The 17,418-nt window shown below is 69.7% G+C and carries 18 protein-coding genes; 12 read left to right on the top strand and 6 right to left on the bottom strand.

Going from position 1 to position 17,418, the window contains the following annotated elements; all coding sequences use genetic code 11:
- The first annotated feature begins 97 nt into the window (after nt 1-97).
- Nucleotides 98-1,252 carry a M50 family metallopeptidase gene (locus tag ACFWX1_RS06725; protein WP_378384575.1) on the top strand — a complete coding sequence of 385 codons (1,155 nt, stop codon included), beginning with the start codon at nt 98-100 and terminating at the stop codon, nt 1,250-1,252.
- Nucleotides 1,253-1,315: 63 nt separating this feature from the next.
- Nucleotides 1,316-2,140 carry a tRNA (adenine-N1)-methyltransferase gene (locus tag ACFWX1_RS06720; protein ID WP_378384789.1) on the top strand — a complete coding sequence of 275 codons (825 nt, stop codon included), beginning with the start codon at nt 1,316-1,318 and terminating at the stop codon, nt 2,138-2,140.
- A 12-nt stretch (nt 2,141-2,152) separates the two neighbouring features.
- On the opposite strand, the gene ACFWX1_RS06715 is transcribed toward ACFWX1_RS06720, so the two are convergent.
- Both ACFWX1_RS06715 and ACFWX1_RS06710 read right to left on the bottom strand, forming a co-directional pair.
- Nucleotides 2,153-2,599 carry a hypothetical protein gene (locus ACFWX1_RS06715; RefSeq protein ID WP_378384573.1) on the bottom strand — a complete coding sequence of 149 codons (447 nt, stop codon included), beginning with the start codon at nt 2,597-2,599 and terminating at the stop codon, nt 2,153-2,155.
- A gap of 16 nt (nt 2,600-2,615) precedes the next feature.
- The gene (locus ACFWX1_RS06710; protein WP_378384571.1) at nt 2,616-3,506 is read right to left on the bottom strand and encodes a hypothetical protein; all 891 of its coding nucleotides are present in this window, start codon (nt 3,504-3,506) and stop codon (nt 2,616-2,618) included.
- Nucleotides 3,507-3,855: 349 nt separating this feature from the next.
- On the opposite strand from ACFWX1_RS06710, the gene arc reads away from it, so the two are divergent.
- Nucleotides 3,856-5,658 carry a proteasome ATPase gene (gene arc, locus ACFWX1_RS06705; protein ID WP_378323173.1) on the top strand — a complete coding sequence of 601 codons (1,803 nt, stop codon included), beginning with the start codon at nt 3,856-3,858 and terminating at the stop codon, nt 5,656-5,658.
- Between the two features lie 52 nt (nt 5,659-5,710).
- Here the strand turns inward: arc and ACFWX1_RS06700 are convergent, their stop codons facing one another.
- Nucleotides 5,711-6,643, bottom strand: coding sequence for a DMT family transporter (locus ACFWX1_RS06700; RefSeq protein ID WP_378384569.1), 933 nt, complete (start codon nt 6,641-6,643; stop codon nt 5,711-5,713).
- Nucleotides 6,644-6,891: 248 nt separating this feature from the next.
- Between ACFWX1_RS06700 and ACFWX1_RS06695 the strand changes: the two genes are divergently transcribed.
- The 3 genes from ACFWX1_RS06695 to ACFWX1_RS06685 all read left to right on the top strand — a co-directional run bounded on the left by ACFWX1_RS06695 (nt 6,892) and on the right by ACFWX1_RS06685 (nt 8,859).
- A complete protein-coding gene (locus ACFWX1_RS06695; protein ID WP_378384787.1) occupies nt 6,892-7,176 on the top strand; it encodes a hypothetical protein in 285 nt (94 codons plus the stop codon).
- Between the two features lie 90 nt (nt 7,177-7,266).
- Nucleotides 7,267-8,196: an aldo/keto reductase gene (locus tag ACFWX1_RS06690; RefSeq protein WP_378384567.1), complete on the top strand. Its 930-nt coding sequence runs from the start codon at nt 7,267-7,269 to the stop codon at nt 8,194-8,196.
- A gap of 75 nt (nt 8,197-8,271) precedes the next feature.
- On the top strand, nt 8,272-8,859 hold the full coding sequence (locus tag ACFWX1_RS06685) for a hypothetical protein (protein ID WP_378384565.1): 588 nt from the start codon (nt 8,272-8,274) through the stop codon (nt 8,857-8,859).
- Here the strand turns inward: ACFWX1_RS06685 and ACFWX1_RS06680 are convergent.
- Entirely contained in the window at nt 8,850-9,362 is a 513-nt protein-coding gene (locus tag ACFWX1_RS06680) for an NUDIX domain-containing protein (protein ID WP_378384563.1), read from the bottom strand. The two genes, ACFWX1_RS06685 and ACFWX1_RS06680, sit on opposite strands and share 10 nt — an antisense overlap.
- A 42-nt stretch (nt 9,363-9,404) precedes the next feature.
- Here ACFWX1_RS06680 and dop point away from each other — a divergent pair, with 42 nt between their 5' ends.
- From dop to ACFWX1_RS06650, 6 genes are all read left to right on the top strand, one after another.
- The gene (gene dop / locus ACFWX1_RS06675) at nt 9,405-10,907 is read left to right on the top strand and encodes a depupylase/deamidase Dop (protein WP_378384561.1); all 1,503 of its coding nucleotides are present in this window, start codon (nt 9,405-9,407) and stop codon (nt 10,905-10,907) included.
- A gap of 86 nt (nt 10,908-10,993) precedes the next feature.
- Entirely contained in the window at nt 10,994-11,188 is a 195-nt protein-coding gene (locus ACFWX1_RS06670) for a ubiquitin-like protein Pup (protein WP_378323181.1), read from the top strand.
- A 190-nt stretch (nt 11,189-11,378) separates the two neighbouring features.
- Entirely contained in the window at nt 11,379-12,242 is an 864-nt protein-coding gene (gene prcB / locus ACFWX1_RS06665; protein ID WP_378323183.1) for a proteasome subunit beta, read from the top strand.
- 55 nt (nt 12,243-12,297) lie between these two features.
- The gene (prcA, locus tag ACFWX1_RS06660; RefSeq protein ID WP_378384559.1) at nt 12,298-13,101 is read left to right on the top strand and encodes a proteasome subunit alpha; all 804 of its coding nucleotides are present in this window, start codon (nt 12,298-12,300) and stop codon (nt 13,099-13,101) included.
- Between the two features lie 298 nt (nt 13,102-13,399).
- The gene (gene pafA, locus ACFWX1_RS06655; protein ID WP_378384557.1) at nt 13,400-14,758 is read left to right on the top strand and encodes a Pup--protein ligase; all 1,359 of its coding nucleotides are present in this window, start codon (nt 13,400-13,402) and stop codon (nt 14,756-14,758) included.
- A 119-nt stretch (nt 14,759-14,877) separates the two neighbouring features.
- Nucleotides 14,878-15,879, top strand: a complete 1,002-nt coding sequence (locus ACFWX1_RS06650) for a WD40/YVTN/BNR-like repeat-containing protein (protein WP_378384785.1) — start codon at nt 14,878-14,880, stop codon at nt 15,877-15,879.
- Between the two features lie 11 nt (nt 15,880-15,890).
- On the opposite strand, the gene ACFWX1_RS06645 is transcribed toward ACFWX1_RS06650, so the two are convergent.
- Nucleotides 15,891-16,586 carry an SDR family oxidoreductase gene (locus tag ACFWX1_RS06645; RefSeq protein WP_378384555.1) on the bottom strand — a complete coding sequence of 232 codons (696 nt, stop codon included), beginning with the start codon at nt 16,584-16,586 and terminating at the stop codon, nt 15,891-15,893.
- 9 nt (nt 16,587-16,595) lie between these two features.
- Nucleotides 16,596-17,267 carry a maleylpyruvate isomerase family mycothiol-dependent enzyme gene (locus ACFWX1_RS06640; RefSeq protein ID WP_378384553.1) on the bottom strand — a complete coding sequence of 224 codons (672 nt, stop codon included), beginning with the start codon at nt 17,265-17,267 and terminating at the stop codon, nt 16,596-16,598.
- Between the last annotated feature and the right edge of the window lie 151 nt (nt 17,268-17,418).

Genomic DNA, 17,418 nt, shown 5'->3' with positions numbered 1-17,418 from the left:
CGCGTCAGCGGCGCTCGGGTGCGCATGAGCGACACCACCCGTCCCGGGGGCGCCCGGATCACCGCGTCCCCACACGACGGGCCTTACGCTGCGAGGTATGTCGGCGACCAGCCAGCACGGCGCAGGGCCCTCTCGCACCGTCTCGACCCCGGAGGGCGGGTTGATGCTGTTCCGGGTGGCGGGCGTGCCGGTGCTGCTGGCCCCGTCGTGGTGGATCGGCTCGCTGATCGTGGTCGTGCTGTACGCGCCGCTGGTCGGGCGGCTGCTGCCGGAGGCGTCGACGCTGACCTCGTGGCTGCTGGCCGCGGCGTTCGCGGTCCTGCTGGGCCTGTCGGTGCTGGCGCACGAACTCGGGCACACCGTCGTCGCGCTCCGCCTGGGGATCCCGGTCCGCCGGGTCCGGTTGTTCCTGCTGGGCGGGCTGGCGGAGGTGGCGAGGACGCCGCGGCGGCCCGGTCAGGAAGGACTCGTCGCGGCCGCGGGGCCGATCGTGTCCTTGCTGCTCGGCGGGTTCTGCGCGCTGCTGCTGTTCGCGGTCCCGGACGGTCCGGTGTGGCTGCTCGTCGCGGAGTGCTCGGTGGCGAACTTCGCGGTCGGGGTGTTCAACCTCCTGCCGGGGCTGCCACTGGACGGCGGGCGCCTGGTGCGCGCCGGGGTGTGGGCGGTGACCGGCACCAGGGCCAAGGGCACGCGCGCCGCCGTCGCCGGTGGGGCCGTGGTGGCCACGGCGTTGCTGGTCTGGGCGTTGTGGGGCCTGGCGGCCGGCAGCGAGGACCGCTGGCTGCGGCTCGGCGTCTGCGTGATCACCGCGTGGTTCGTGATCCTCGGTGCCCGTGCCGAACTCGCGGCGGAGACCCGCCGCAGCTGGCCGGACGGGCTCGTGCTGAGCGAGCTGGTGCGCCCGGTGCTGCAACTGCCCGCGGAGAGCCCGGTGTCGGACGCGCTGGCGGCCTCGGCCGGCCGCGGGGTGGTGCTGGTCCGGGCCGACGGCGTCGCGGCCGGGCTGCTCGACGAGTCCGCCGCCGAACAGCTCGCGGGCACGTCCCCGCACGCGCCCGCGGAACTCGCCGCCGAACCGATCCGTGCCGAGACCGTGCTGCTCGCCTCCGAACCGGGGGAGGAGATCGCCGAGCGCGTCAGGGAAACCCCGGCCTGGCAGTTCCTCGTCGTCGACGACGAGGGCCGTCCGGCGGGCGTGCTCCGTCGCGAAGACCTGCGCGCGGCCTTGAGCCGTGGCAGGCACCCAGCGTGATGCCCGGCGAGACGACCTGCGAAGATCTCTCCTCGGTAATGCGGTGTGAGCGTGGAGGATCAGTTGTCGGTCAGCGGACCGTTTCGTGCAGGTGACCGGGTTCAGCTGACCGATTCGAAGGGGCGGCACTACACGATCACGCTCGCCGACGGCGGGGAGTACCACACGCACCGGGGCGCGCTCGCGCACGACGAGCTGATCGGCAAGCCCGAGGGCTCGGTCGTGACGTCGACGGGCGGCAGCGGATACCTGGCGCTGCGCCCGCTGTTGCCGGACTACGTGCTGTCGATGCCGCGGGGTGCGCAGGTCATCTACCCGAAGGACGCCGCGCAGATCGTCATGTGGGGTGACATCTTCCCTGGCGCGCGGGTGCTGGAAGCCGGCGCGGGTTCCGGCGCGCTGACCTGCTCGCTGCTGCGCGCGGTCGGCCCGGAAGGCCACGTGTCGTCCTACGAGATCCGGGACGACCACGCCGAACACGCCGAGCGCAACGTCGTCAAGTTCTTCGGGGAGAAACCGGAGAACTGGTCGCTCACGGTGGCCGACCTCGCCACGCACACCGGCGAGGTGGACCGCGTCGTACTGGACATGCTGGCCCCGTGGGAGCAGCTGCCCAACGTCGCCGCGCATCTGGTCCCGGGTGGGGTGCTGACGGTGTACGTCGCCACGGTGACCCAGCTGTCGCGGGTGACGGAAGCCTTGCGGGAACAGCAGTGCTGGACCGAGCCGCAGTCGTGGGAGTCACTGGTCCGGCCGTGGCACGTCGTCGGCCTCGCCGTCCGCCCCGACCACCGGATGGTCGCACACACGGCTTTCCTGCTCACCGCGCGCAGGCTCGCCGACGGGACGTTGTCGCCGCGACGGCACCGCAGGCCGAGCAAGGGCTGAGACACCGGCGGTTCAGCCGGGGATGCACCAGCGGCCGTCCAGTTTGTGCAGCGGGAACGGCGTGTCCTTGATCCCGGCCGCGCCCTCGACGTGCACGACCACCGTCGCCGACTCGCCGCGGATCTCCGGCGGCTTCGGCAGTGTCGCGGTGACTTCGCCCGCGGTGTCCCAGGTGCGCTGAAGGTTCGCCAGCGCGTCCGCGGTCTGCGTGCGGCAGGTGAGCTTGCCATAGGCGGCCGAGTCGTGCCGGGTGATGGCGCCCGCGATCGCCTTGGCCGCCACGTTCACCGCCGCCACGTCCGCCTCGGGAGGAGTGCGGGACGGCGGTGCCGGTGGTGCGGCCGGTGCCGGGGCGGGCGTGGGATCGGAGCCGGACGGCGCGATCAGCAACAGCCCGACCACCGCCCCGGCGACCACCGCGCCGAGCAGCACCGATCCGGCGACCAGCAGGCGTTTCACCGCAGCGGCGGCCTCGTCACTTCTTGTCCGCCTTGACTTCCGACAGGCACCAGACCTCGGACTCCTTGTTCGCGGTGAACGTGCCTTCCGCGGTCTTGCCGTTCGGAGTGGCCTTGTACCGCGCGGTCGCCTTCTGGCCGTCCTGGCTGATGACGGCGGGGGAGGTCAGCTCGACCTGGACCTTGTCGAGGTCGATCGGCTTGCCGTTGGTGTTGGCACGGCAAACCCGGGTCTCCAGCGACTTCCCGTCGCCGGCGAGGTAGTCGGAAACCACCGTCTGGAACAGCTCCTGCGGATTGCCCTTGCCGCCGGGAGCGGGGCCAGAGGCCGGCTTCGAGCTGGACGCGCTCGGTGAACTCGACCTGCTCGCGCTGGGAAAGGACGACGTCGGCGCGGAGGTCTGCGGCGGTGCGGCCTGGCTGTTCGAGGGCGGCGGCGCCGCGGTGGTGTTCTTGTCGTCGCCGCTGTTCAGCGCGAGGACGAGGGCCGTCACACCGCCACCGACGAGGACCACGGCGCCGATCGCGATCCCGACGATGAGCCCCGTCTTCTTCTTGGGCGGCGGTGTTTCGCCGTAGCCGCCCTGCGGGTACGCGTCGAATCCACCGTAGGGATCGCCGTGGCCGGGTTGCTGACCAAACGGGTCCGGCCGGCCGAACTGCTGCGTCCCACCGGGGTAGCCGGGCTGAGGCTGCGGGCCCGACTGCGGATACCCGCCCTGCGGTGGCTGGCCGTAGGGTCCCGGCTGGCCGAACTGCTGTGTCTCACCGGGATACCCGCCGGGTTGCGGCTGCGGACCGGACTGCGGATACCCGCCGTGCTGCTGCTGTCCGTACGGGTCGGGCTGCTGCCCGTAGTGACCGGGCTGCTGGCCGTAGCCGCCGGGCTGCTGCGGCGGGTAGGTCATGAGTCGTCCCCCTAGTGCTTGTCGCGAAAGGCCAGGCCACCGGTCCGGTGCGGGTCCGCCCGATGCTAGTCACCGCGCCCCGTCTCCGCGCTGTTAGGGCGTAACAGGCCGGGAAAGACCGGTTTGGAGCGACCGGGGGCGGGTACTTCGCCGTTGCTCGCTTCGCGCGACACGACATGCCGTGGCGTGGCGCGGTCACCGGACACCGAAATGGCCGCTTGCGCTGGGGGAATGTCCGTGCTGAGTGAGCGAAGAAACCGCGACGCGCCGATCTTGTGATGCGGAAAGGCCTTTTATTGTCGGTGATCGCCGGTACCGTGGAATGAAAAGCACTCCGAGGAGGTGCCCGATGCATCATGACCTTCCCGGAGGTCGGCGCGAGGAGGCCGACCCTTCAGAAGCGACCGGAGCCCCGGCGACGGCGAGTGAGCAGGCACGACAGATCCGTTTTCTCGAAGAGGAAGTGGCGCTGCTGCGTCGCAAGCTGACCGATTCACCGCGGCAGAATCGCGTACTCGAGCAACGTCTCGCCGAGGCGTCGGAACGGGTGAGCCAGCTCACCGAGCGCAATACGAAACTGGTCGAAACCCTCCGCGAGGCCCGTGGCCAGCTGCTGGCACTGCGGGAAGAGGTCGACAGGCTGGCACAGCCGCCGAGTGGATACGGCGTGTTCGTGACCGCCTATGAGGACAACACGGTGGACGTCTACACCGCGGGCCGCAAGATGCGGGTCTCGGTGTCGCCCGCGGTCGAGATCGCCTCGCTGCGCCGTGGTCAGGCGTTGCGGCTCAACGAGGCACTGACGGTCGTCGAAGGTGGCGGCTACGAACGCACCGGCGAAGTGTGCGCACTGCGCGAGGTGCTGGCTGCCGAGGAGGAAGGCGGAAGCGCGCGTGCCCTCGTCGTGGGACACGCGGACGAGGAGCGGGTCGTCCTGCTGTCGGATCTGCTCGCCGAGCAGACGCTCAAGCCGGGTGACTCGCTGCTGGTCGACTCCAAGGCCGGGTACGCCTACGAGCGGGTGCCGAAGGCCGAGGTCGAGGATCTCGTGCTGGAGGAGGTGCCGGACGTCCGCTACGAGGACATCGGTGGCCTCACCCGGCAGATCGAGCAGATCAGGGACGCGGTGGAACTGCCGTTCCTGCACGCGGATCTGTACCAGGAGTACCAGCTGCGCCCGCCGAAGGGCGTCCTGCTCTACGGCCCGCCCGGCTGCGGTAAGACGCTCATCGCCAAGGCGGTGGCGAACTCGCTGGCCAAGAAGGTGGCCGAGGCGCGGGGCGACTCCGCGGACGGGAAGTCGTACTTCCTGAACATCAAGGGTCCCGAGCTGCTCAACAAGTTCGTGGGCGAGACCGAGCGGCACATCCGGCTGATCTTCCAGCGGGCCAGGGAGAAGGCCTCCGAGGGCACCCCGGTGATCGTGTTCTTCGACGAGATGGACTCGATCTTCCGGACCCGGGGCAGCGGTGTGTCGTCGGATGTCGAGACCACGATCGTTCCCCAGCTGCTGTCGGAGATCGACGGTGTGGAAGGGCTGGAGAACGTCATCGTGATCGGCGCCTCCAACCGCGAGGACATGATCGACCCGGCGATCCTGCGGCCCGGCAGGCTCGACGTCAAGATCAAGATCGAGCGGCCGGACGCCGAAGGTGCGAAGGACATCTTCTCCAAGTACCTGGCCGAGGGCCTGCCCATCCACGCCGACGACCTCGCCGAGTTCGGCGGGGACCACAAGGCGACGTTCGACGCGATGATCCAGCACACCGTCGAGCGGATGTACGAGGAGAGTGACGACAACCGGTTCCTGGAGGTCACCTACGCCAACGGGGACAAGGAAGTCCTGTACTTCCGCGACTTCAACTCGGGCGCGATGATCCAGAACATCGTGGACCGGGCGAAGAAGTCGGCGATCAAGTCGGTGCTGGAGACCAAGCAGCCCGGCCTGCGCGTGCAGCACCTGCTGGACGCGATAGTCGACGAGTTCGCGGAGAACGAGGACCTGCCCAACACCACCAACCCGGACGACTGGGCCCGGATCTCTGGCAAGAAGGGCGAGCGGATCGTCTACATCCGCACGCTCGTCACCGGCAAGAACCAGGATTCCGGCCGGGCGATCGACACCGCGACGAACACGGGTCAGTACCTCTGACGGCGCATCGTCGGACTGTAGGGCACCGGAATCCCGGTGCCCTACAGTCGTGTCAGCGGCTTTGGTCCGCGGCGACGGGCTCCCGCTCGGCGACGGCCTTGGGGCGCGGCTGCAGCCTGCCGTGCGCGGCGAGGATGCCGAGCACGACGAGCACGGCGCCCACCGGCTGGTTCCAGCTCAGTGGTTCGTCGAGCACGAGGATTCCGAGCAACACACCGACGACCGGTGTGAGGTAAGTCACCGCCGACGCGTTGGCGGCGCCCCACGCGGCGATGATCGAGGCGTTCCAGACGTAGGCGATCCCGGTGCCGAACACGCCGAGCGCGAGCATGCTGAGCACGACCGGGACGTCGAGGCGCACCGGCGTGCTCGCGACGACGGGCACGAGCAGACCGAGAATCACCGTGGCGAAGGCGGTTTGCCCGAACGCGATGGTCACCGGGTCGACGCCGCGCGGGGACACGAACCGGCGCATGTAGACGAACGAGCAGCCGTAGCACGTCGTCGCACCGAGGCACGCGAGTTGCGCGGTGAGCTGGTGCGAGACGTCCATGCCCTGCCACACGCCGACGATGGTGAGCACGCCGAGGAAACCCAGCAGCAGTCCTGCGACCCGGGGCGGGGTCAGCCGTTCCGCGCGCAGCGCGGCCGCGGCGATGAGCATCGTGACCAGCGGTGTCGTGGCGTTGAAGATGCTGGCCAGTCCGGAGGAGATGTACTGCTCCGCCCAGGAGAACAGCAGGAACGGGATCACGCACAGCAGGACGGCGACGACCGCGAGATGACCCCACAGCTTCGGATCGCGGGGGAGTGGTCTGCGGCGGAGGAGCAGCACCACGAGCAGGGCCAGCGCGCCGAACCCGGCTCTCGCCAGCGCCACCTGCGCGGGCGCGAGACCGGTGAGCCCGACCTTGATGAACAGGAAACTCGCGCCCCACACCGTCGCCAGCAGCGCGAACCGCACGGCGATGCCGAAACGTCCCACCAGACCTCCCGCTTCGTGACCTCTCGCGGTCAGTCAACGATCCGGAGGCGGCTCCTGGCGAGTGGTTTTCGGACGTCACGCTGGTCCGGGGCGGCGGGTGTGGCGACCGTAACGGCCGCGTAGCGAGCGATGTGCCGCCGACGCGCCGCGCCACGTCCCACAGTTCGGTGTATAACGACCTATACTTCCACGCCGTGAGCGAACAAAGCAGCGGACGGCCACGAGCACCGATCACCGAAGCCGACGTCATGGCCTGGCTCGAAACCACCGCGGCCGCGGTCCAGGCAGGGGAGCTGAGCGCACCCGAACTCATCGACCTGCTGGGGGAGTTGCGCCGCGCCTCCGCCGCCTGCGCCGACGCGTCGGACTGGGCACTGCTCGCCGCACGCGAAGAGGGAGCCAGCCTTCGCCAGATCGCACCCGTCTTCGGCAAAGGCTACGTTCGAGCACCGGCGGCGCGACTCGAGAAACTCCACCGCCAAGCCCAGAACTCCAGCCAATGGCTCGCAATCCTCCGCCATAAAAGTGTATAACGACCTATACGGCGGCGCGTGGTCGGGAAAAAATCCGGCTCACCTATCCGACACCACGCACTTCATCGAACAGCACCGACAAGGAGAGGCATGAACCGCATCGCGGTCGGGCTCGCCGCGCTGGGCAGGCCCGCGTACATCAACCTCGGCCGCGAGGGGGCGTTGCCGGAAGAGCGAAGTGTCGTCGCGATGAAGGCCGCGACCTATGCGGTCCTCGATGACGCTTACACAGCAGGGGTCCGCTGGATCGACGCCGCACGCTCGTACGGCCGCTCGGAAGAGTTCCTCGCCGGTTGGCTCGCCGACCGCGCTCCGGATGACGTGACGGTGTCGAGCAAATGGGGCTACCGCTACGTCGGCGAGTGGCGGCTCGACGCGGAGGTGCACGAGGTCAAGGAGCACACCGAGCCGCGGTTTCGTGAGCAGTGGGCGGAAACCCTGTCGCTGCTGGGAAACCGGGTCTCGCTGTACCAGGTGCATTCGCTCACTGTGGACAGTCCACTTTTCACCGACACGCGGCTCATCGGTGCGCTGGCCGAGCTTTCGGCGAGTGGCGTCGAGGTCGGGTTCTCCACCTCCGGGCCGGCGCAGGCCGACGCGATCCGGAAGGCGTTCGCGCTGGAAGCCGGCGGGCGCCCGGTGTTCACGGCGGTGCAGTCGACCTGGAACGTCCTCGAGACTTCGGCCGGTCCCGCGCTCGCGGAGGCCCACCAAGCCGGAAAACAGGTACTGGTCAAGGAAACTCTCGCGAACGGCAGGCTCGCGGTCGAGGCGCCCGATGCGGTGCGGCGGATCGCCGCCGAACACGGGGCCGGCGCGGACGCGGTTGCCGTGGCGGCGGTACTCGCCCAGGACTGGCTCGACGTCGCCGTGCTGGGACCCGCGAGCCCGGCGCAGCTCGCCGCGAACCTGCGTGCGACGGCGCTGGAGTTGAGCGCGGCGGAAAAGGCCGAATTGGACGGTCTCGCCGAAAACCCGGCGGCGTACTGGCGGCACCGGTCCCACCTCGGGTGGGACTGAGGAGCTGGGCTATTGTTCGCCGCAGTGCGGGGATCGCCGAGTGTGGGGAGGGCGGAGCAGGTGCGTCAAGGTCGGGTGCTCGCTGTCGCTGCGGTCGCGCTGTTCGGGCTGGCGGGTTGCGCCGATCGGCCCAATGATCTCGAGACGTACTACGACGATCCGACACCGACGAGCACGCCTTCGCCGACTTCGGCGGGGGCGAAGCCACCCGCTCCGGCGCCGAGCCGCGCGGCAGCGCCGCGGACCGTCGACCCGGCGCTCGCGTTGTTGTCCGATGAGGACGTTGCCGAGGAAGGTGTACACCCGGGGCAGGGCAAGGCTTCCGGCTGTCTCGGGGATCCGGCGGGCGCGGCGCAGCGGTCGGCGAGCTGGCTGTACGCGAGCGGTGCGGTGCTCAGTCATCAGGTGAGTGCGTACCCGGATCGGATGGGTGCGGACGTCGTTGCGGCGGCGAAGTGCGAGGGCAGGCCGGTGACGCTTCCCCCACAGCCGGGCGTGTCGGCGCAGCGGGCGTGGTGCGCGGGCGGGACGTGCACGGTGTGGCTCGCCAAGGGAAATCTGGTTTCGGTGCTGAGTGTCGCGGCGGGTACGGAGGCGAGGGCGATGGACGCGGCGAAGCGGTTGTCGCCGGTCGTCGCGGGGAAGCTGGTCGCTCAGCCGTAGCGGCGGAACCATTCCTGGACGCCGGCGCGGCCGTCGGGGATGAACGGGCTGGCGGGATCGTCGACCCAGGCGCGTAGTTCGGTGAGCGGCATCCAGCGGCCTTCGACGATCTCTTCGGCCTGGTGCTGGATGGGGCCGTCCCAGCGGACCTCGAAGGCGAAGTTGTGGCAGCGGATCGAGCCGTCGTCGTAGATCTTGGTGAAGAGGGGTTCGGGTTCCACTCCGTGGACGCCGAGTTCTTCGGCGAGTTCGCGGCGGGCGCATTCGGCCGGGGTTTCACCGGCAGCCACGACGCCGCCGGCCCAGCAGTCCCAGGTGGACGGGAAGATGTCCTTGTCCGCCGTGCGCAAATGCACGTACACCGCTTGTCCGTCACCTGATCGGACCAAAACCACGCCGGCGGCGTGCCAGAGTCCTTCGGCGCGTACGCGGGGGCGGGTGGCCTCGCCCACCACCTGGCCTGCGCTGTCATAGAGGGCAACGAGTTCGTCACTGCCTGGCATGGCTGCATCGTTCCACGAGGGGTACCCCGTAGGGTGGTGGACATGCGGCGGATCATGGGAACCGAAGTCGAGTACGGCATCGCGGTGCCGGGCGACGCGACGGCGAACCCGGTACTCACCTCGACCCAGGTCGTGCTGGCCTACGCGGCGGCGGCGGACGTGCCGCGGGCACGGCGTGCGCGATGGGACTACGAGGTCGAATCGCCGTTGCGGGACGCGCGCGGGTTCGACCTGACCGGCCCCGGCGGGCCGGGGCATGACCCGGATGTCGAGGATCTGGGCGCGGCGAACGTCATCCTCACCAATGGGGCGCGGTTGTACGTGGATCACGCGCATCCGGAGTATTCGGCGCCCGAGGTGACCAATGCGCGGGACGCGGTCATCTGGGACAAGGCGGGGGAGCGGGTGATGGAGGAGGCCGCGATGAAGGCGGCCACCGTGCCTGGGCAGCCTTCGCTGCAGTTGTACAAGAACAACGTCGACGGCAAGGGCGCGAGCTACGGCACGCACGAGAACTACCTGATGCAGCGGTCGACGCCGTTCACGGCGGTGATCGCGGGGCTGACGCCGTTCTTCGTGTCGCGTCAGGTGGTGACCGGTTCGGGCCGGGTCGGGATCGGGCAGCAGAGCGAGGACGCGGGATTCCAGCTGTCTCAGCGGGCGGACTACATCGAGGTCGAGGTCGGCCTGGAGACGACGCTGAAGCGCGGGATCATCAACACGCGGGACGAGCCGCACGCGGACGCGGACAAGTACCGGCGGCTGCACGTGATCATCGGTGACGCCAACATGGCGGAGTATTCGACGTACCTGAAGGTCGGGACGACGGCGCTGGTGCTGGATCTGATCGAGTCCGGGATCCGGTTCGACGAGCTGAAGCTGGACGAGCCGGTGCGGGCGGTGCACCAGATCAGCCACGATCCGACGTTGAAGGCGAAGGTGGCGCTGGCGAACGGGCGCAAGTACACCGGGCTGGACCTGCAGTTCGCGTATCACGAGATCGCCTCGGCGAATCTGGAGCGCACGGGCGCGGATCAGGCGTCGAAGGAGGTCCTGCGGGTCTGGGGCGAGGTGCTGGACGCGCTGGCGCGGGATCCGCAGGAGTGCGCGGACCGGCTGGACTGGCCGGCGAAGCTGCGGTTGCTGGAGGGGTACCGGGCGCGGGATCAGCTGGGCTGGGGCGCGCCGCGGCTGCGGCTGGTGGATCTGCAGTATTCCGATGTGCGGCTGGGCAAGGGCCTGTACAACCGGCTGGTGACGCGGGGGTCGATGAAGCGGCTGGTGTCGGAGGAGGAGGTGCAGGCGGCGATCACGACTCCGCCGTCGGACACCAGGGCGTACTTCCGTGGCCGTGCGCTGGAGAAGTACGCGAACTCGATCGCGGCGGCCTCGTGGGATTCGGTGATCTTCGACGTGGGCAAGGAGTCGCTGGTGCGGATTCCGACGCTGGAGCCGTTGCGGGGGACGAAGGCGCACGTGGGCAAGTTGCTGGACGACGCGGCGACCGCGGAGGACCTGGTCGAGGCGCTCACCGGTTCGGACTAGGCGGTGGTCGTCAACGATCGCGGCGTGCCCCCGTTTGTCGGGGTCGCTGGGTAGGCTAGGAATCATCAGCCACACCGGGAGGCGAGATGGCGCAGGAAAAGATCGAAAAGCACGGCGGTGGTGACTCCGACGAGGAGTTCGAGGACACCGGTGCTGCCGGTCAGGAGCGACGCGAGAAGCTCGGCGAGGACGTGGACACGATCCTCGACGAGATCGACGACGTCCTGGAGGAGAACGCCGAGGACTTCGTGCGCGCGTACGTGCAGAAGGGCGGCCAGTAGCCGTCGCGGGTGCGCCGCCCCGCCGTTAGGAACAGCCGGGTGGTCGTCGATCCGCGCCGTGGTGCCCGTGGCCGTGGCGAGGCCGAGCAAATCGGGCGGAACGTGCCGGGCCGGGCACAGTGTGTCAGCGGTACGTTCGGCGCGGGTCGTGACCAGCACTGATCAGCACAGATGGGAATCTTGAGCACGTATGGACAAGATCTCGGGTACTCCAGGCTTCTCGGGGCCCGCTTTGCCCGCCGCGTACTTCTCGGCGGCGACGTCGTCGTTCACCGACTTCCTGCGGGCGCAGGCGCCCGAGTTGCTGCCGGAGCGTCGGGTGATGCCGTCGGCGGGTGATCTGGGTACGCCGCACGGGACGACGATCGTGGCGGCGACGTTCGCGGGTGGTGTGCTGATCGCGGGTGACCGGCGGGCCACGTCGGGGAACCTGATCGCCAACCGGGACATCGAGAAGGTGCACATCACCGACGAGTATTCGGCGGTGGGGATCGCGGGCACGGCGGGGCTGGCCGTGGAGATGGTGCGGCTCTACGCGGTGGAGCTGGCGCACTACGAGAAGATCGAGGGCGTTTCGCTGTCGCTGGACGGCAAGACGAACAAGCTCGCCGCGATGGTGAAGGGCAATCTCGAAATGGCGATGGCGGGCCTCGCGGCGATTCCGCTGTTCGTCGGGTACGACCTGGAGGCGGAGGACGCGAAGCACGCGGGCCGGATCGTCTCGTACGACGCGGCGGGTGGCCGGTACGAGGAGAACGCGGGGTATCACGCGATCGGTTCGGGTTCGCTGTTCGCGAAGTCGGCGTTGAAGAAGCTGCATGATCCGGACGCGGATGCCGAGGCTGCGGTGCGGGTCGCGGTCGAGGCGCTGTATGACGCGGCGGACGACGACACGGCGACCGGCGGGCCGGATCTGGTGCGCCGGATCTTCCCGACGGTCGTGACGATCACCGCGGAGCAGGGTGCGGTGGCGTTGCCGGAGTCGCAGACGTCGGCGGTGGCCGAGGCCGTGGTCGCGGATCGCACTGAGCGTGGGCGGTCGCGCCGGTCGTAGCGGCCGGTCCCCAGTCTTTCTCCCCTGAACTACCGATTGAAGCGGAGCCGACATCGTGACGATGCCGTTGTATGCCTCTCCCGAACAGCTGATGCGGGAGAAGTCCGAGATGGCGCGCAAGGGGATTGCGCGTGGTCGGAGTGTGGTCGTGCTGAAGTATCGCGGCGGAGTGTTGTTCGTCGCGGAGAATCCATCGGCGACGTTGCACAAGGTCTCGGAGATCTACGACCACATCGGGTTCGCGGCGGTGGGCCGCTACAGCGAATTCGAGAACCTGCGGGTGGCCGGGATCCGGCACGCGGATCTGAAGGGCTATCAGTACGACCGGCGGGACGTGAGCGCGCGGGCGCTGGCGAACGCGTTCGCGGCGACGCTGGGCAGCATCTTCACCGAGCAGCTGAAGCCGTTCGAGGTGGAGATCTGTGTCGCGGAGGTCGGTTCGACCTCGGCGGAGGATCAGCTGTACCGGCTGACCTACGACGGGTCGATCGTCGACGAGCCGGAGTTCGTAGTGATGGGTGGCCAGACGGACTCCATCACTTCGAAGCTGAAGGAGTCGTACGAGGCGGACCGGGAACTGGAGGCGGCGCTGGGCGTGGCCGTGGCGGCGTTGCGGGCGCCGCGGACGGGTTCGGGTTCGTCGGCGACGGCGGGCGGGAACGGCACCACGGAGTCCGATCCGGTGAAGCTGGAGGTGGCGGTGCTGGACCGGGAGCGGCAGCGCCGGGCCTTCCGCCGGATCTCCGGTGCCGCGCTGGACGCGTTGCTGCCGAGTGCGCCCGCCGATGACGCGGCGGGCGGCAAGGACGACAAGGGTGACGAGGCGAAGAAGGACGAGGGCGGTTCCGCCAAGTCCTAGTTCGCGGGTTTCGGAAAGCCTGCCCGGGTGTGGTCCCGGGCCGGCTTTTCCGTGTCCGGGCGGCGTACAACGGGTGGGGTGGCTTCTCCTGGAGCGACCCGACTGGCGGAATCGCCGGGTATTCGTTGGGAAACTGTGAAGGAAGATCGACCGGAGCCGGATGAGCTGGGAAAACGCTGGGCGAGGGCGGGATCGGTGGTCGTTTCGGGGGATTTTTCACCGTCCGCGACGGAGTCGTCCGCGTGTCGACGCCCGAACGGCGCACCTTGGGAGGGGGTCCAGCGCCTACTCTGGTGGGATGCAGCGGCGGATCTATGGCATCGAGACCGAGTTCGGGGTCACGTGCACCTTTCACGGCCAGCGCAGGCTCTCGCCCGACGAGGTCGCGCGGTACCTGTTCCGGCGGGTTGTGTCCTGGGGGCGTTCGTCGAACGTCTTCCTGTCCAACGGCTCGCGGCTCTACCTCGACGTGGGTTCGCACCCGGAGTACGCGACGGCCGAGTGTGACGACCTGGTGCAGTTGGTGACGCACGACAAGGCTGGTGAGCGGATCCTGGAGGATCTGCTGGTCGACGCCGAGCGGCGGCTGGCCGACGAGGGCATCGGCGGGGACATCTTCCTGTTCAAGAACAACACGGATTCGGCGGGCAACTCCTATGGTTGCCATGAGAACTACCTGGTGACGCGGGCGGGCGAGTTCTCGCGGATCGCGGACGTGCTGCTGCCGTTCCTGGTGACCCGGCAGCTGATCTGCGGTGCCGGCAAGGTGCTGCAGACGCCGCGCGGCGCGGTGTACTGCCTGTCGCAGCGGGCGGAGCACATCTGGGAGGGGGTGTCGAGCGCGACGACGCGGTCGCGGCCGATCATCAACACCCGGGACGAGCCGCATGCGGACGCGGAGCGGTATCGCAGGCTGCACGTCATCGTCGGGGATTCGAACATGGCGGAGCCGACGACGATGCTCAAGGTCGGTTCGGCGCATCTGGTGCTGGAGATGATCGAGGCGGGGGTCCAGTTCCGGGACTTCACCCTGGACAACCCGATCCGCGCGATCCGGGAGATCAGCCACGATCTCACCGGGCGGCGTCAGGTGCGGCTGGCCGGGGGCCGGGAGGCCTCGGCGCTGGACATTCAGCGGGAGTACCACGCGCGGGCGGTCCAGCATGTGAAGGAGACCGGGGCGGGTGCGGCTGCCGAGCGGGTCGTCGACCTGTGGGGCCGGGCGCTGGAGGCCGTCGAGCAGCAGGACTTCAGCAAGATCGACACCGAGATCGACTGGGCGATCAAGCACCGGCTGGTGGAGCGGTACCGGTCGAAGCACGATCTGGACCTGTCGAGCCCGCGGGTCGCGCAGCTGGATCTGGCCTACCACGACATCCGCCGCGGCCGGGGCATCTTCGACCTGTTGCAGCGCAAGGGCCTGGTGCGCCGGGTGACCGACGACGGGGAGATCGAGGCGGCCAAGGACACTCCGCCGCAGACGACGCGGGCGAAGCTGCGGGGCGATTTCATCGCCGCCGCGCAGGCCGCCGGGCGGGATTTCACCGTGGACTGGGTGCATCTGAAGCTGAACGACCAGGCGCAGCGGACCGTGCTGTGCAAGGACCCGTTCCGGTCCGTCGACGAGCGCGTGGAGCGCCTCATCGGCTCGCTCTAGCCAGTTGCGCCGTTAAGGCCATCTTGCGGGCGTCTCGTGCCCTTAAGGTGGCCTTAACGGCTTTCTGGGAGGGCGTATGCGGGTCGTTCGGGCGTTGGGGGTCTTGCTTGGGTGCGGTGCTGCCGTTGGCGGCTCCTGTGGCCGCTGAGGCGGCGCCGTCGCTGCCGTCGTGGACGGTGACGCCGACGGGCGTGACGGCGCAGTTGCGCGGGCTGGCCGCGGTGAGCGGCAAGGTGGCGTGGGCGAGCGGCAGCAAGGGCACGGTCCTGCGGACGACCGACGCGGGGCGCACCTGGCGGCAGGTGGCGCCGCCGGACACCGCGGCGCTGGACTTCCGCGACATCGAGGCGTTCGACGCCGACCACGCGGTGACGTTGTCGATCGGTCCCGGTGAGTCGTCGAGGATCTATCGCACCGACGACGGCGGCGCCCACTGGCAGCTCGCGTTCCGCAATCCGGATCCGAAGGCGTTCTACGACTGTCTGGCGTTCTTCGACCATCGGCGTGGCCTGGCGATGAGTGACCCGGTCGAGGGTGCCTTCCGGTTGCAGGCCACCGACGACGGCGGCCGCAGCTGGCACCAGGTGCCCGCCGAGGGCCTGCCGCCGGCGTTGCCGGGCGAGGCGGCTTTCGCCGCGAGCGGGCAGTGTGTCAGCACGTCGGGCCGGCGGGACGCGTGGCTCGCGACCGGCGGGGGAGCACGGGCCAGGGTCCTGCACTCGCAGGACGGCGGTGTCCATTGGCGGGCCGCGGAGACGCCGTTGCCGAGCAGCGCGTCCGCGGGCGTGTTCGCGGTGGCTTTCCGGGATCGGCACCACGGCGTCGCGATCGGTGGTGACTACGCGCATCCGGACGCCCCGGGGCCCGCGGTGGCCTTGACCCGGGACGGTGGACGCGGCTGGCAGACGCCGCCGGAGGCGCCGAAGGGCTACCGCTCGGGGCTGGCATGGCGCGGCGCCGCGGTGCTCGCGGTGGGCCCTGGCGGGAGCGACCTCAGCGTCGACGGCGGGCGGCATTGGCGGTCGTTCGACACCGGCAGTTTCGACTCGGTCGGCTGCACGCCACGCGGGGACTGCTGGGCGAGCGGGGTGAACGGCCGCGTGGCCCGGCTGACCCGCTAGAGGCTGACCCGCTAAAGGACCTGGCCGGTCGGGCGGACGACGATCTCGTTGACGTCCACCGAGGGCGGCTGGTCGAGCGCGTAGAGCACGGCGCGGGCGATGTCGTCGGGTACCAGGTTCGGTTTGGCTCGCTGGGCGTCGCTGATCATCTCAGTGTCGACCAGTCCCGGCTGGACGATCGTGACCCGGACACCGGTGCCGACGGCCTCTTCGCGGATCGAGCCCGCGATCGCGGTCGCCGCCCATTTCGTGGCCGAGTACAGGCCGGCGCCGTCCTTGCGGATGTGCCGCCCGGCGACCGATCCGGTGATCACCAGGTGCCCACCGGAACTCGCCAGCGCGGGCAGGGTCGCCCGCGCGGTCACCGCGAGGCCGTAGACGTTGGTCAGGATCATGTCGCGCCACTGTGACGGCTCCGCGCCGCCGTCGCCGAAGAACGACGCCTGCACCAGCTGCCCGGCGTTGGCGAAGACGGCGTCGAGGCGGCCGAACCGGTCGGTGACCTCGGCGACGGCGGCTGACACGCTGTCCGGGTCGCTGACGTCCGCGCTCAGCGCCAACCCGTCCGATTCCCTGGCCAGCGCGCCGACCGCATCCCGGTTCCGTGCCAGCAGCGCTAGCCGGTACCCCGCCTCGGCTGCCCGGCGCGCGGTGGCGGCGCCTAGGCCGCGGGAAGCACCGGTGATGAGAAGAACACGATCACTCATGCCTCCACATTACGAGCGATGCACCGGCTCGGAGCGGTCGCGCAGCAGGGCGACGCCGTCGCCGTCCAGCTCGCGGCAGTAGTCCAGGCGGCCGGTCATGGCCATGATCAGTGCGCGGGTGGTGCCGGAAACCAGCGGCCCGGAGCCGGTGGTGAACGGGCCGTCGGTGGCGACGAGCCGCAGACCGCCGATGCGTCCCTTCGCGAGGACGACGAGGTCGGAACTCCGGTAGTACTCCGCCAGCAGGGTGAGCGTGGCGATCGGGTAGTCGCGGTGGAGGCCCAGCGGACGGCGGATGTCCTCGGCGTGCACGATCGATTCGCCGAGCATCGCCACGACCGGGAGGGGCGGTTTGGTGGTGCTGGTGATCGCCCGGCGGAATCCGGCGAGCGTGTCGGCCGGGGTGGCCCCCAGGTGCTCGGCCAGGCGCAGGGCGACCTGCTTGTCGAAGTCGAACCGGCAGCGGATCACCCCGGCCAGCCACCGCACCGGCGTGAGGTTCGCCGCCGCGGTGAGGTGGGCGAGGACTTCCCGCACGGTCAGCCCCTCGCACAGGGACGGCGACTCCCATTGCCGGCCGGTCAGGCTGGCGAGGTCCTCGGCCAGCGCGGCGCGTTCGCTGTGTACCAGCGGCCATATCCTGGTGGCGCGCGGACGTTTCGCTGCTCGTGGTGCGGTCATCCCGGTGAATCTCCTGTGCTCTCGTGGCGGCGGTCGTGCACAGGTGGGACCGCGGCTGCGGGGCGGAATCATCGGTCGTGGGCGAATCTTCCGCCGGATCCTCGTCGCACTCGGTGACAGACCACCGCGTCACAGCGACCGTTCGCGGCGA

It is taken from the genome of Amycolatopsis sp. NPDC059021 (assembly GCF_042739895.1).
Taxonomy (GTDB): domain Bacteria; phylum Actinomycetota; class Actinomycetes; order Mycobacteriales; family Pseudonocardiaceae; genus Amycolatopsis.
The sequence above is the reverse complement of the archived record's forward strand: the minus strand, read 5'-3'. Positions and strand labels throughout refer to the sequence as shown.